This is a genomic window from Streptomyces sp. NPDC001393 (assembly GCF_053597455.1).
This window is the reverse complement of the sequence record NZ_JBSFIH010000067.1, coordinates 25,269-38,887: the sequence shown is the minus strand read 5'-3', so window position 1 is coordinate 38,887 and position 13,619 is coordinate 25,269. Positions and strand designations below refer to the sequence as shown.

Genomic DNA, 13,619 nt, shown 5'->3' with positions numbered 1-13,619 from the left:
TAGTCGATGGTCATCGTGCCGTCAGGTACGGGGACGATGGCGGCCAGCTCGGTCAGGTACTCGGGGTAGTCCTGCAGGCGCGAACGCTGTACGAGCGGGTGCCCTCGACCTCGTTCGCCTCGACCTGGTGTCCCTAGTTGCCGGAGACGGTGACCTTCTGGTCGTTGTTCAGCTCGTTCACCAGCGTCTTGACCTTCGCCTTGTCCCAGACGAGGTTGCCGCCGACGGAGCCCGATATCGGCATGTTCATGGACGTGCCGTCACCGCCCTGGACGCCCTTCATGGCCCAGAACATCGAGGCCAGGTCCCACAGGGACATGTCCTTGTCGACGATCAGGGAGTCCAGGCCCGCGCCCATGGTCGGGTAGAACGTGAAGGGGTTCAGGACCGTCGAGGGGGTGGCCACCTGGTGGGCCAGCGCCGACAGGAACTTCTGCTGGTTCTTGGTGCGCTGCAGGTCGGAGGCCGCGAAGGCGTGCCGGGTGCGGACGAAGGCGAGGGCCTGCGCGCCGTTCAGCGTCTGCGTGCCCGCCTTGAAGTCGGCGCCCGAGTAGGAGTCCTTGAAGCCCTTGTCGATGGTGAGGGTGACACCGCCGACCGCGTCCACGATCTTGGCGAAGCCCTCGAAACCGATCTCCACGTAGTGGTCGATGTGCAGACCGGTGTTGTACTCGATCGTGCGCACCAGCAGCGTCGGACCGTCGTAGGCGTACGCCGCGTTCAGCTTGTTCTGGCCCATGGCGGGGCGGATCTTGCCGGACGTGGAGCCCTGGAACGAGGGGATCGTCACGTTCGAGTCGCGCGGCAGCGAGATCAGCGTGTCGCCGTTGTCGCCGACGTGCAGGATCATCATCGAGTCGGTGCGCTTGCCCTGGGCGGAGCCGGTGTGCAGCCGCTGCTCCTCCGCCTTGGACATGCCCTCGCGGCTGTCCGAGCCGACGATCAGGTAGTTGGTGCCGGAGCCCGACGCCGGCCGGTCGATGACCTTGGACAGGTCGACCTCGCGGCGCAGCTTGGAGTCGGCCCAGAAGTAGGTCGCGACGGACGTGACGACCAGCACGGTCACCAGCGTGAGCGCGGTCCACTTCAGCCGGCGCCGCCAGTTCGGGCGCGGCCGGTAGCGGTCGAGCTCCGGGTCCGGGTCGTTGTCGTTGGGCACGAAGCCCCCGCCGCGCCGCCCGCCGCCGTACACCTGCCCGGTGCTGTAGCCGCTGTCGTAACCGGCGCCGTCGTCGTATCCCTGGCCGTCGACGTACGACGGCTGCTGCGGGACTCCGGCCCCGTACGGCGGCGCCGCCGGGCCGGGGTCGCCGTAGGAGCGCTGCCCGGGCGGTACCGCCGGGCCGCGCCGCACCTGACGCATCACGCGGGCGTTCTCCGGCTGCGCGCCGGCACTGCCGCGCCCGTAGCGCGGGCCGCGGTTGTCGTCGGACCATCCCTCGGGCCAGTCATTCATGCGCCCCAGTGTGCAGGGCGTCGGTGTGAGGCTTACAAGGGCTGTCGGAAAATAAGGGCGGCGCTGTTGCGAAGCTGACACAAATTCCGCGAATGTCACTTCGGCATAAGGTGGAGGGCATGACAGACCAGGCCACGGACGTGGAACGGGACACGGAACCGGACATCCCCGGCAAGCCGACGTCCGCCTCGCGCACCACCCTCAGCCACATCATGACCCACAACGACACCAACCTGCTGGGGACGGTGCACGGCGGTGTGATCATGAAGCTGGTCGACGACGCCGCGGGCGCCGTGGCCGGCCGGCACTCCGGCGGTCCCGCCGTCACCGCGTCGATGGACGAGATGGCGTTCCTGGAGCCGGTGCGCGTCGGTGACCTGGTCCATGTGAAGGCACAGGTGAACTGGACCGGCCGGACCTCGATGGAGGTCGGTGTGCGGGTCCTCGCCGAGCGCTGGAACGAGTCGGCCCCGCCCACCCAGGTCGGCTCGGCCTATCTGGTCTTCGCCGCCGTCGACGCCGACGGCAAGCCGCGCCGGGTGCCGCCGGTGATACCGGAGACCGAGCGCGACCGGCGCCGCTGCCAGGAGGCCCAGATCCGCCGTACCCACCGCTTGGCGCGCCGCCGGGCCATCCGCGAGCTGCGCGAGAAGAGGGCGGCCGAAGGCTTCGAGGACTGACGACTCCCGCCTCGCCCGCCACCTCGGCTAGCTGCCCGGGCACACCACCTCGCTGCCGCGTACCGGGGTCTGCTGCGGCTGGGCGGGGTCCTCGAAGCGGACCTTGTGGACGTCCTTGAAGTCCGCTCCGGCGATCACCTTCAGCAGCGGTCCCTGGCCCGGTACGGCGCGCAGCTCGGCCCCCGGCAGGGCGGAGGCAAGGGCACGGGCCGAGCGGTCCCAGCGGGGGTCGTAGGAGATCACGGTGTGCGGCACGTGCGCGGTGGCCGTCACCGGCAGGTGTGTCGTGGCGAAGCCGGTCGCCGCGAGCGCCGCGTCGACGCGTTTGGCGAGGCCGACCGTGGGGCTGCCGTTCTCCACCTGGACCCGGATCTGCCGCGGATCCACCTCCACGGGCGCCACCGGCACCGCGGCCGGGCCGTGGCCGCGCTGCGGCTGGTCCACGGTGAGCGGTTTGTCGTCGCGCAGGGCCGTGAAGATCTGGTCCGCCCTGGCCTGGTCCCACTTCAGGGTCGAGCCGATGCCCTTGACGTCGTAGTTCATCTGCGCGATGGGCACGGTGGTGAACTCGGAGGAGGACGGGGAGAAGTTCCGCATGGCCCGGCCGAGGTCGAGCAGCTCGTCGGTGCCGAAGCCCTCGTCGGCGCGGACCGAGCCGAGCACCGCGCGGGCCACGTCCCTGAACCGCATCGGGTTCAGCAGCACCCCGGAGGAGGTGGCCCGCTCGATCAGCGCGGCCAGGAACCGCTGCTGCCGCTTCATCCGGCCAAGGTCGCTCGCCGCGTCCACGTGCCGGGCCCGCACGTACTGCAGGGCCTGCCCGCCGCCCAGCAGATGCGTGCCGGGGCTGAGGTCGAGGCCGGTGTAGGAGTCCTTCAGTGGGGTGGTCGTGCAGACCTTCACCCCGCCGAGGACGTCCACCGTCCTCATGAAGCTGGTGAAGTCGACCTCCAGATAGTGGTCGATCTTCACATGGGTCATGTTCTCGACCGTGCGGATGGTCAGCTGGGGGCCGCCCTCGGCGTAGGCCGCGTTGAGCCTGATCGGGTGCGGGCCCCGTGGTTGCCCGGAGGCGGCGTCGGTGTGCGCAGGCACCTCGGCGTAGGAGTCGCGGGGCAGGCTCACCACGGTGGCCCGCTCCCGGTTCGCCGAGACGTGCACGATCATCATCGTGTCGGTGCAGTGACAGGGCACCCCGCCCAGCCGGTACTCCCGCCGCTCCCGCTCGGTGATCCTGTCGCGGCCGTCGGTGCCGACCAGCAGGATGTTCGTGCCCTGGCCCGCGCTCGGCCGGTTCTTCATGTCCTTGAAGGCGTCGACCCGGGCGATCCCCGCGTCCAGGCTGCTGATCACCGCGTGCCCGATCCCGGCCGAGGCGAGCACGACGACGGACAGCGTGCTCACCGCCCGCATGGCCCAGCGGGGCCGCCGGGGCGGCCGCACGGACCGCACAGGCCGCTCGGGCGGCTGCGGCACACGGCGGGGCGGCTGCGGTCGGCGCTGCGGACGAGCAGGAGACCGGGGCGGGCTTGCCAAAGGGGACACCTCCGGACGAGGCCGTACGTGGGATCCGTGAGCACCGTAGGCCGATACGATCTCCAGCCCGGCCCTACGCCCCGGCGGCGCGCACCGCTGTCCCCCGTTCGCGGTAACGTGAGCCCCCTATGAACGCCAAGCCCGACGTGCGACACCCCGCTGTTTCTGTGATCATGCCCGTTCTCAACGAGGAACGGCATCTGCGCGGGGCCGTCCAAGCGATCCTCGCGCAGGAGTACGCCGGCGAGATGGAGGTCGTGATCGCCCTCGGTCCGTCCACGGACCGCACGGACGAGATCGCCGCCGAGCTCGTGGCGGAAACCGCGGCTGACGACAGCAAGCGTGTCCACACCGTCCCGAACCCGACCGGCCGCACGCCCGCGGCGCTGAACGCGGCGATCAAGGCCTCCCGGCACCCGATCGTGGTCCGCGTCGACGGCCACGGCATGCTCTCGCCGGACTACATCGCCACCGCGGTCCGGCTCCTGGAGGAGACCGGCGCGCAGAACGTCGGCGGCATCATGCACGCCGAGGGCGAGAACGACTGGGAGCACGCGGTCGCCGCCGCGATGACCTCACGGATCGGGGTCGGCAACGCCGCCTTCCACACGGGCGGCGAGGCCGGGCCCGCCGACACGGTCTACCTCGGGGTGTTCCGCCGCGAGGCGCTGGAGCAACAGGGCGGCTACAACGAGGAGTTCATCCGCGCCCAGGACTGGGAGCTGAACTTCCGGATCCGGGAGGCGGGCGGGCTGATCTGGTTCTCGCCCGAGCTGAAGGTGTCGTACCGGCCGCGGCCGAACGTGCGTGCTCTGGCCAGGCAGTACAAGGACTACGGCCGCTGGCGGCACGTCGTGGCCCGCTACCACTCCGGCTCCATCAACCTGCGCTACCTCGCCCCGCCGGCGGCGGTGTGTGCGATCGCGGCCGGACTCGTGGTCGGCGCGGCGCTCAGCCCGTGGGGCTTCCTGGTCCCGGGCGGCTACCTGGCGGCGATCGTCGCGGGTTCGCTCCCGGCGGGCCGGGGCCTGCCCCTGAAGGCCCGGCTGCAGATCCCGGTGGCTCTGGCCACCATGCACATGTCGTGGGGCTGGGGCTTTCTGACCAGCCCGAAGTCGCTGGCGAAGAAGGTCATCGCGTCGCGGCGCCCGGCGGTGCTCAGCGCCTGATCATCCGGCGGCCCCGGTATCGGGGCCCCGTTCCCGGGGCCCCGACGGCGGTCACCAGCGATACGGCCCGTACACGTCCATGCACTTCGAGGTGTCCGAGCCGTTGATCGTGTCCGTGTTCTTCGGCACGTCTCCGGCCTTGGGAGCCGACTGCTTGGGGTAGGTCGTGCCGCTGCGCCAGTCCGCGCCGACGACGACGGTGACCCCGGAGACGTCGGTCGACTGCTTCACCGAGCTCATCGGGATGCCGAGTGCCTTCGCCACCGCCTGCGCGTCACCCTGCAGGTCCGCGCTCGGGTACTGCACGACCGTGCTGTCCTCGGACAGCGCCCCCGACGTGTCGGCGGTCGCCCGGGTGTAGCCCTGCTGCGCCAGCACCTGGCTGATGTCGTTCGCCCGGCCGCGGACCGCCGTCTGATCGGACGTCTGGGTGGCGTTGCGCACCAGCACCCCCAGCCGGCCCGGGTCGGTGGAGGGCGTCCTGGCTGCCGGGGTCTTGGCCGCGACCTGCTTCGCCGCGGACGGCTTGCCGTTGTCGTCGCCGTTCTTGTCGCCGTTCTTGTCGAGCGGTACGTCGTCCCGGAGCATCTGCCACAGCTTGTCGGCGTTGGCCTTGTCCACCACCACGTGGTTGTTCGGGTCCGTGGGATCCGGCTTGTTGGCCATCGTCACCGACGTGATGCGGTCCGTCGGTACCGACTTCATCTCCATCGCCAGGTCGTAGAGCTTCTTGACCGTGCCGATCTCCTCGGACACCGTCAGCGACTTGGTGGCCGCCTCCGCCAGGCCCATCAGCCGGCCGGAGTCGGTGAAGACGTTCTGCTGCTTGAGCGTGCGGACCATCGAGTTCAGGTACATGTGCTGGGCCCGGGCCCGCATCAGGTCGCTGCCCCAGGCGTGCCGGGTGCGCAGCCACTGCAGGGCCTGCACGCCCTGGACCTTGTGCGTGCCGGCCGTCATCTTCAGCCCGGAGCCGCCCGGCTGGCTGGAGGTCGGGTGGTCCCACACGTTCTGTTTCACACAGACGTCGACGCCTCCGATGGCATCCGCCATGCTCACGACGCCCGCAAAGTCGATCATCATCCAGTGGTCGATGTAGACCCCGGTGAGCTGCTCCCAGGTGGCCAGCGTGCAGCCGGGCCCGCCCCGGCCCAGGGTGGTGTTGATGATGTTGTTGGTCGCCGGATAGACCTTGCCGGACTTGGGGTCCGTGCACTTCGGGATGTCGACGCGGGTGTCCCGTGGGATGCTCACCAGGGCGGCGCTCTTGCGGTCCGCGGACAGGTGGATGAGCATCTGCACGTCGGCGTTGGGGGGAGCTCCGACGCTGTCCCTGCTGCCGCCGAGCTGCAGATCCGCCGCGGAGTCACGGCTGTCCGAGCCGATCAGCAGGATGTTCAGCGGTGTCTGCCCGGCCGCGTTGGCCGGCGTCTTGTACGCCCTGGAGTCGTCGGCGCTGCTGCGCTCACCCTTGCGGATGTTCGCGTTGAGGTGCTGGTAGTACAGATAACCCGCTCCGGCGGTGCCGAGTATCACCACCGCCAGCACGGTCGCCGACCAGCGCAGTGCGCGCCGTCTGCGCCGTGGCCGCTCGGTCGTGGAACCCCCTCTGCGCCCCCCGCCGGGCCGGCCGGACCCCTCCGGCGACTTCCGGTCCTGCGGTGCGAGCGACATCGTGTCGTCGACCGCAGGATCCTGCCCCCGCACGTCACTGTGCGCCAATCTTCCTGCCCTCCCCACCCTTGCGCCGTACAACGGGCCCGTCCCGCGTCCGGTTAGACGCACGACGGGCCCGTTGGGTTACCTACGAGGCGCAGTTCACCTTGTCTGCCGTGGACTTGTCGACGGTCGGCGCCTTCGACGGAGCGGTCAGGGAAGTCCCCGCGCCCTTGAAGTCCTTGCCCAGGGTCAGCGTCATCGCCGGCAGCCCCTGAGAGTTGGTCACGCTCTTGCCCGGCTTGAGCGCCGAGCCGGACAGGCCCATGAGATGGGCCAGTTCACGTGCCTGGGCCGCCTGGTCGGGAGCGTACTCCAGTGTGGTCTTGTCCAGCTCCGCGGGCGCGTTGCCCGCGTTCTCCGACTTCAGCACGCCCTGCTGGTTCTGCAGCCAGTCGAGGGTCTGCTGCGCGCTGCCGGCCTCGGCGCCGCCGTTGAGGATCCGCACGCGGACGTCGGAGGGCGCGGACCTGGTGCCGTTCAGGCGGGCGGCCTGCGCGTCCTTCTCCGCCTTCTGCTTCTTCTTCACCTCGGTGAAGGAGACGTCGTTGTTGATCGCGTCGAACACCTGCGGGGCGAGGGCCGGGTCGACGATCACCGTCTTGTGGACGACACCGTCCGCCGGGTTGTCCTTCACCGGCACCGTCACGAAGCTGATGTTCTTCGTCGGCACCTTCTTCAGCTCCAGCGCGATGTCCTTGAGCGTCGACACGGAGCCGATGCCCTTGTCGACGGTCAGCGCCTTGGTGGCGGCCTCGGCGAGGTCGATCAGCTTGCTCGGGCTGGTGAGCGTGTCGCTGGAGGACATCTTCCGCATCAGCGAGCCCATGAACTGCTGCTGGACCTTGATGCGGTCCAGGTCGCCCTGGTTGCCCCAGCTGTGCCGGGTCCGCACGAACGCCAGGGCCTGCTCGCCCTCGATCTTGTGCTCGCCGGCGGACAGTTTCAGGTGCGACTCCTTGTCGTTCACCGCGTGGGCGAGGCACACGTCCACGCCGCCGACCGCCGTCGTCAGCGTCTTCACCGCGTTGAAGTCCACCATCATGAAGTGGTCCGGCTGGATGCCGGTGACCTCCTTCACCGTGCGCATGGTGCAGCCCGGATCCCGGCCGTCCTGGCCGAGGCTGGTGTTGAAGCGCACGTTCTGCGTGCCGGCGATGACCTTGGTCGAGCCGTCGGCCTGTTTGGTCGGGCAGTCCGGCACGTTCACGATCAGGTCGCGCGGAATGCTCAGGGCGGTCGCGTTCGTCCGGTCCTTGGACACGTGCAGCAGGATGTCGGTGTCCGCGTGACCGACGCTGCCCTTGTCGCCGTAGCCCTCGTTGCCCTTCCCGGTCCGTTTGTCGGTGCCGATGATCAGGATGTTGAAGGCGTCGTTCTTGCTGAAGCCGTCCTTGGCGGCGCCTTCGACGTCCGTCGTGGTGACATTGCCCTCGAGGTGCTTGAGGTAGAGGTAGCCGGCGGTGCCGATGGCGACCAGCACGAACGCCGTGCCGCCGGCCGTCCACGCCAGGGCCTTCTTGGCCTTCGACTTCTTCTTCACCGGCCGCCGTGTCGCGCGCCTGCCCTGCGGCGGCTCCGGCTCGCTTCCCCGGCGCCGGCCCGACCGCGGCGGCGGTACGTCGCCCTCGCGCGCCTGGCGCATCTCACGGGTCTCGCCGGGTGCCGAGTCGTTACGGCGGCGCGGCGCACCGGCGCCCGCGCGGCCGGATCTGCGAGGGCTGGGAATCGCCGACTGCGGTGCGGAAGGACCCAGTTGCAGTTCGTATTCGCCGGTGTTCGGATTGAGCACCCACTGGTCTGCGGGGTCGATGTTGTCCGCCCGCCCACGGCCTTGCGCGTCCACGGTTTCCGAATCCTCCGTCGGGGCCACGCGGCGCCTTCCCCCTCAAAGGCGCTCGGGTCTCGGTGAAACAGTGCACGGCCCCAGGACGGACCTCGCGGCCGGGTGCACCGGATCGCTCACACTATCCGCCCAGTTCAGCGTCGAGCGACGCCGGTGACAAATTCCCGGTGCCTACAACTGGGCAATCCGCCTCATTTCCCGGACGGAAGTTCGGGCGTCTTGATGTGCGCATTACTCACAGGTGTGTTCGGCGGCGGTGTTCCCGCGGAACGTCGGAGTGGGGGAGGGGCCGCCCGGACCGCCCTTGCCGTCCGCCTCCCCGTTGGTCTCCGCGGCCTCCTGCGGCGTCTGACGGGCCACCGCGACGGGCTGATCGGCCCGCAGCCGCGCGAACAGCTTCTCGGCTTCCGGCTCCACGAGTTGGTCACGGTTGGCGTCGTAGACGTACGACTCCCTCGGCACCGTCAGGAACTGCACCCGTTCGGTGGGGATCTCGCGCAGCCCGCGCACCAACTGGTACAAGCCGCGCAGACTGGCCAGTTCCCGGTCCGTGGTCAGCGAGGAGGTCGCCGCGTTCAGCACCGGATACAGCTTCACCGGGTTCAGCAGGACGGCGTTGCTCTGCACCTTGTCGACGAGCGCGCCGAGGAACCGCTGCTGGCGTTCCATCCGTTCGGTGTCGCTGCCGTCGCCGAGCGACTTGCGGGCCCGTACGAACCCGAGCGCCTGCTCCCCGTCGAGCATGACCCTGCCCGCGGGCAGCTTCAGCAGGGCCGCCTTGTCGTCGATGGGCTCCTTCAGGCAGACCTGCACCCCGTCGACGGCATTCACCATCTCCTTGAACCCACGGAAGTCCACGACCACGTGATGGTCGATCCGGATGCCCGTCAGCTTCTCCACGGTCCGGATCGTGCATGCCGAACCGCCGAGCTGGAAGGCGTGGTTGAACATCGCGAACACCGGCTCGCTGCGGCTGCCGTCCGGCTGCCGGCAGCCGGGGATGTCCACCATCAGATCCCTCGGCAGGGACACGGCGGTGGCGCTGCGCCGGTTCGCGGCCAGATGCAGCAGGATCGTGGTGTCCGACCGCTCGCTGCCCAGATCCGGCCCGTACGCGGAGTTCCCCTCCCCGGCCCGCGTGTCCGATCCGATCAGCAGGATGTTCTGCGCGCCCCGCACCAGTTCCGTGGGCCGCTCCCGCTCGTACCGGGCCAGTTCGCGGGCGGCCGCGTCGTCCGCCGTGATGTTCGCGTTGAGCTTGGCGTAGAGGACCCAGCCGGTCCCGGCGGCCGCCGCGACGAGGACGGCGGCACCGAGCGCCGTCGCCTTCACCCACCGCCGCCGACGCCGCCGCAGGAGCCCCGCACCGGTGGCGGAGGCCCCGGGACCGGGACCGAGGGGCTTGCCTGCGGTGTCGGTCACGGTCGGGGCACCCCCTCATGGCGTACGAGCGTGGCGTGCTGCTCCTACGACCATGGCCGGGGAGGGATCGCCGAAGCTCCCTTTACTGCTCCATCCGGGGGAGGCCGGCCAACCCCAGTGCCCCCTCTCAGCGGCGCACCGCGGTCACCCTCTCGCTCTCGATGCGCTGGGCGAGAGCCTCCTCGTCCAGCCGGTCCAGATGCCGGCACAGCACCACGGACCCTCCGACGGCCAGCGGCGCGTACAACCCCGCGCTGACCCCTTCCCACGTGTCGTACGGCAGCCCCGACAGCAGCCTCGATCCGGGTCCCGTCAGATCCAGCGACGGCGCGTCCGCGAGCGCCCGCTCGACCACCTCGGCCCCGCTGAACTCGGCCCCCGCGACGATCAGCGCCGGATCCTCGGCGGCCGGCGGAGCGAACGGGGCGAACCGGTCCCCCTGCCCCGGCACTTCCACGGCGTAGTCGACGAACCCCTCCGGGGCCTTGGGGAACCGCCCGCCCAGTGGCCGCAGGGCCAGCGCGACCCGCTCCCCGCGGCAGGCCCGCGCGGCGTCGAGCGAGTCCGGCCCGCTCACCACGAGGTCGGCCGCGGACGGTTCGCCGCCCACATCGGCGATCGCCCCCACGGACGAACACGCCAACAGCCACACCGCCGTCTGCCAGTGCGCCGGCAACAGCAGCGCCACCCGGTCGCCCGGCGCGGCAGCGAGGTCGCCCTGCAGCAGGTTCGCGGTCTTGGCCACCCAATTGGCGAAGGTGGCCACGGACAGTTCGACGCGTTCGCCCGTGGCGTCGTCGTAGAAGGTCACCAGCGGGCGGCCGGGGTCCGCGGCGAGCGCGGAAGCCAGCAGGTCGGCAGGGGTGCGGTCGGTGGCGTTCACCCGGGAAAGGGTACGCGCGGGCGGGTGCGCGCCGCGTGCGGTGGGGCCACCGGTTCGGCGGAACGTTTCCCGACGGCCCGTCAGTTCGGCACTGTTTCACCGTTGGACAGATTTGTACGACTATGTCCACGATCATGACCATGCGTGGAACCCTCACTTCCTCGATCGGCGTCACCTGCACCACGGCCCTCGCGCTCACCCTCGCGCTGCCGGCCCTGCCCGCGACCGCCGCACCCGCACGACCGCCCGTGAGCGAACGACCGGTTGAGGCCGCCGCGCCCGCACGACCGTCCGCGGCCGGTGTCCCGGGCAGCACCCGCTCGCTGCCCCTCGTCCCCCTCACCCGCGAGCGCGTCCTCGGCGCTGCCCCGGTGCAGGGCCTGTACCGGCCCGGCGGGGAGCACTTCTCGCTGGTCGGGGTCGTCTGGGACGACCCGGACACCGAGTTGCACGGCAGCGTCCAGGTGCGGACCAGGACTGCCCGGCCGGGGACGTGGTCCGGCTGGCAGGACGTCGAGACGCACAACGCCGACCACGGCGCCGACCCGGGGACGGCGGAACGGCAGGCGCGGCGGGTGCGCGGGGCGACCGCACCGCTGTGGGTGGGCGCCTCGCGGGGAGTGGAGGTCCGCGTCCGCGCCGTCGCCGGGGGCACGAACGGGCGAGCGCAGGGCGGCCGTACGCACGGACCGCGGCCCCCGCTGCCGTCGGGCCTGCGCCTGGAACTCGTGGACCCCGGTTCTGCTCCGCCATCCGAGGACGCGCCGGCCGGCCCGTCCCGTACCGGTCCGCAGACGGACGCCGCGCAGTCGGCCCCGGCCGCCGGCACGGACATCAGCGGCTCCGGCGCTCTGGAGATCCCGGCGCTGGACAGGTGGGCCACCGAGCGCGAACTCGCCCGCCTGCACGGCCCGGTGCGGGGCAAGCCGTACATCGGGCCGCGCCCGAGGATCGTCACCCGTCGCGGCTGGGGCGCGGACGAGTCACTGCGCGATCCCGGCTTCGTCTACACGAGGACGGTCAAGGTGGCCTTCGTGCACCACACGGCCTCGGGCAACAACTACACCTGCTCCCAGGCCCCCTCCGTCATCCGCAGTATCTACCGCTACCACGTCAAGAGCATGGGCTGGCTGGACATCGGCTACAACTTCCTCGTCGACAAGTGCGGAACCGTCTACGAGGGCCGGGCCGGTGGCGTGACGAAGCCGGTCCTCGGCGCGCACACCGCCGGCTTCAACAACGACAGCATGGGCATCGCCGTCATCGGCTCGTACGGCGAAACGAAGCCGCCCGGCGCCGCGGTGACGGCCGTCGCCCGGCTCACCGCGTGGAAACTCGGGCTGTACGGGGCCGATCCGCGCGGCAAGACATATCTCACGTCGGGCGGTGGCAACCTCTTCCCCAAGGGTAAGAACGTACGACTGGACGTGATCTCCGGCCATCGGGACGGGTTCGCCACCGAGTGCCCCGGCAAGTGGCTTTACGCCAAGCTGGGTACGGCCCGTTCCGGCGCGGCGCGCTACCAGGGGCGCTGAGCCGGCCGGGGGTGTGCGCCCGGTGCCGTCAGCGGGGGCGCGCCGCTCTCATACCATTCTCTCACCGATCTCGTGGGAAACAGGGCGGTTGTCAAGGGCGCCGCCGCTACGGTCTGCATACACTGACCGGCCGAAACGAGTGAGCCGAAACGAGTGAAACGAGTAGTTCGGCCGATCCCGGCAGGAAGCAGAGACGACAGGTGACAGAAGCGATCCTCCTGGTCGGCGGCAAAGGCACCCGGCTGCGTCCCCTCACGGTGCACACGCCCAAGCCCATGGTCCCGGCCGCCGGGGTGCCGTTCCTCACGCACCAGCTGGCGCGCGCCAAAGCGGCGGGCGTGGACCACATCGTCCTCGCCACGAGCTATCTGGCCGAGGTCTTCGAGCCGTACTTCGGCGACGGCTCCTCCCTCGGCCTGCACATCGAGTACGTGACGGAGGAGGAGCCGCTCGGCACCGGCGGCGCCATCCGCAATGTCGCCTCGCGCCTGCACTCCGGTCCCGACGACCCGGTGCTGATCTTCAACGGTGACATCCTGACGGGCCTGGACATCCGGGCGCTGGTGGACACGCACGAGGCCGCGGGTGCGGACGTGTCGCTGCACCTCACCAAGGTCGCGGACCCGCGTGCCTTCGGTCTTGTCCCCACGGACGAGACCGGCCGCGTCCTCGCCTTCCTGGAGAAGCCGCAGACGCCGGAGGAGATCGTCACCGACCAGATCAACGCGGGGGCGTACGTCTTCCGCCGCTCGGTGATCGACACGATCCCGCTGGGCAGGCCGGTGTCCGTGGAGCGCGAGACGTTCCCCGACCTCCTGGCGGCGGGCGCCCACCTCCAGGGCATGGTGGACTCCACGTACTGGCTGGACCTGGGCACCCCGGCGGCGTTCGTGCGCGGCTCGGCCGACCTGGTCCTGGGCCGTGCCCCGTCCCCGGCGGTCCCCGGCCGCTGCGGCGACCGCCTGGTCCTTCCTACGGCGACGGTGGCGCCGGACGCGAAGCTGACCGGCGGCACGGTGGTCGGCGAGGGCGCGTTCGTGGCCGAGGGCGCGCGGGTCTCCGGCTCGACCATCCTCCCCGGCGCCGTCATCGAACCCGGCGCGGTCATCACCGACTCCCTCATCGGCAGGAACGCCCGCGTGGGCGAACGCACGGTCCTCACCGGCGCGGTCATCGGCGACGGCGCGGTCATCGGCGCCGACAACGAGCTCCGCGAGGGAGTACGCGTGTGGTGCGACGCCCACATCCCGGCGGGGGCGGTCCGCTTCTCCTCCGACCAGTAGAACCCGCCGCGACCGCCGTCCACGGGCGCGCGGAACCTGCTCCCACAGTTCCCCGCGCCCCAGGGACGTCGTCGTACCCGCATAGCTGCGGGC

The 13,619-nt window shown here is 70.7% G+C and carries 10 protein-coding genes; 4 read left to right on the top strand and 6 right to left on the bottom strand.

Features of this window, described 5'->3' with window-relative positions; translation table 11 throughout:
• Window positions 1-133: 133 nt before the first annotated feature.
• Window positions 134-1,456: an LCP family protein gene (locus tag ACWC2T_RS40205; RefSeq protein WP_450675277.1), complete on the bottom strand. Its 1,323-nt coding sequence runs from the start codon at window positions 1,454-1,456 to the stop codon at window positions 134-136.
• 119 nt (window positions 1,457-1,575) lie between these two features.
• Between ACWC2T_RS40205 and ACWC2T_RS40200 the strand changes: the two genes are divergently transcribed.
• Window positions 1,576-2,136 carry an acyl-CoA thioesterase gene (locus tag ACWC2T_RS40200; protein ID WP_388754592.1) on the top strand — a complete coding sequence of 187 codons (561 nt, stop codon included), beginning with the start codon at window positions 1,576-1,578 and terminating at the stop codon, window positions 2,134-2,136.
• A gap of 27 nt (window positions 2,137-2,163) precedes the next feature.
• Here ACWC2T_RS40200 and ACWC2T_RS40195 read toward each other — a convergent pair whose 3' ends face one another.
• Window positions 2,164-3,672 (bottom strand): LCP family protein, encoded by a 1,509-nt coding sequence (locus tag ACWC2T_RS40195; RefSeq protein WP_450675276.1) that lies wholly within the window; start codon window positions 3,670-3,672, stop codon window positions 2,164-2,166.
• A gap of 128 nt (window positions 3,673-3,800) precedes the next feature.
• Between ACWC2T_RS40195 and ACWC2T_RS40190 the strand changes: the two genes are divergently transcribed.
• Window positions 3,801-4,841: a glycosyltransferase family 2 protein gene (locus ACWC2T_RS40190; protein ID WP_450675275.1), complete on the top strand. Its 1,041-nt coding sequence runs from the start codon at window positions 3,801-3,803 to the stop codon at window positions 4,839-4,841.
• Window positions 4,842-4,892: 51 nt separating this feature from the next.
• Here the strand turns inward: ACWC2T_RS40190 and ACWC2T_RS40185 are convergent, their stop codons facing one another.
• The 4 genes from ACWC2T_RS40185 to ACWC2T_RS40170 form a co-directional block, all read right to left on the bottom strand.
• A complete protein-coding gene (locus ACWC2T_RS40185; protein ID WP_450675279.1) occupies window positions 4,893-6,515 on the bottom strand; it encodes an LCP family protein in 1,623 nt (540 codons plus the stop codon).
• Window positions 6,516-6,645: 130 nt separating this feature from the next.
• Complete coding sequence (locus ACWC2T_RS40180; RefSeq protein WP_450675274.1) at window positions 6,646-8,403, bottom strand: LCP family protein; 1,758 nt, start codon at window positions 8,401-8,403, stop codon at window positions 6,646-6,648.
• A 231-nt stretch (window positions 8,404-8,634) separates the two neighbouring features.
• Window positions 8,635-9,825 carry an LCP family protein gene (locus tag ACWC2T_RS40175; protein WP_450675273.1) on the bottom strand — a complete coding sequence of 397 codons (1,191 nt, stop codon included), beginning with the start codon at window positions 9,823-9,825 and terminating at the stop codon, window positions 8,635-8,637.
• A 127-nt stretch (window positions 9,826-9,952) separates the two neighbouring features.
• Complete coding sequence (locus ACWC2T_RS40170) at window positions 9,953-10,708, bottom strand: TIGR03089 family protein (protein WP_450675272.1); 756 nt, start codon at window positions 10,706-10,708, stop codon at window positions 9,953-9,955.
• Between the two features lie 140 nt (window positions 10,709-10,848).
• Here ACWC2T_RS40170 and ACWC2T_RS40165 point away from each other — a divergent pair, with 140 nt between their 5' ends.
• Both ACWC2T_RS40165 and ACWC2T_RS40160 read left to right on the top strand, forming a co-directional pair.
• The gene (locus ACWC2T_RS40165; protein ID WP_450675271.1) at window positions 10,849-12,243 is read left to right on the top strand and encodes an N-acetylmuramoyl-L-alanine amidase; all 1,395 of its coding nucleotides are present in this window, start codon (window positions 10,849-10,851) and stop codon (window positions 12,241-12,243) included.
• A 200-nt stretch (window positions 12,244-12,443) separates the two neighbouring features.
• Window positions 12,444-13,526: a sugar phosphate nucleotidyltransferase gene (locus ACWC2T_RS40160; RefSeq protein WP_450675270.1), complete on the top strand. Its 1,083-nt coding sequence runs from the start codon at window positions 12,444-12,446 to the stop codon at window positions 13,524-13,526.
• Window positions 13,527-13,619: the final 93 nt, after the last annotated feature.

What these genes read in the sequence shown, in the direction of transcription:
- ACWC2T_RS40205 (WP_450675277.1), bottom strand. Translation starts at nt 1,456, where the DNA reads ATGAATGACTGGCCCGAGGGATGGTCCGACGACAACCGCGGCCCGCGC.
- ACWC2T_RS40200 (WP_388754592.1), top strand. Translation starts at nt 1,576, where the DNA reads ATGACAGACCAGGCCACGGACGTGGAACGGGACACGGAACCGGACATC.
- ACWC2T_RS40190 (WP_450675275.1), top strand. Translation starts at nt 3,801, where the DNA reads ATGAACGCCAAGCCCGACGTGCGACACCCCGCTGTTTCTGTGATCATG.
- ACWC2T_RS40185 (WP_450675279.1), bottom strand. Translation starts at nt 6,515, where the DNA reads ATGTCGCTCGCACCGCAGGACCGGAAGTCGCCGGAGGGGTCCGGCCGG.
- ACWC2T_RS40165 (WP_450675271.1), top strand. Translation starts at nt 10,849, where the DNA reads ATGCGTGGAACCCTCACTTCCTCGATCGGCGTCACCTGCACCACGGCC.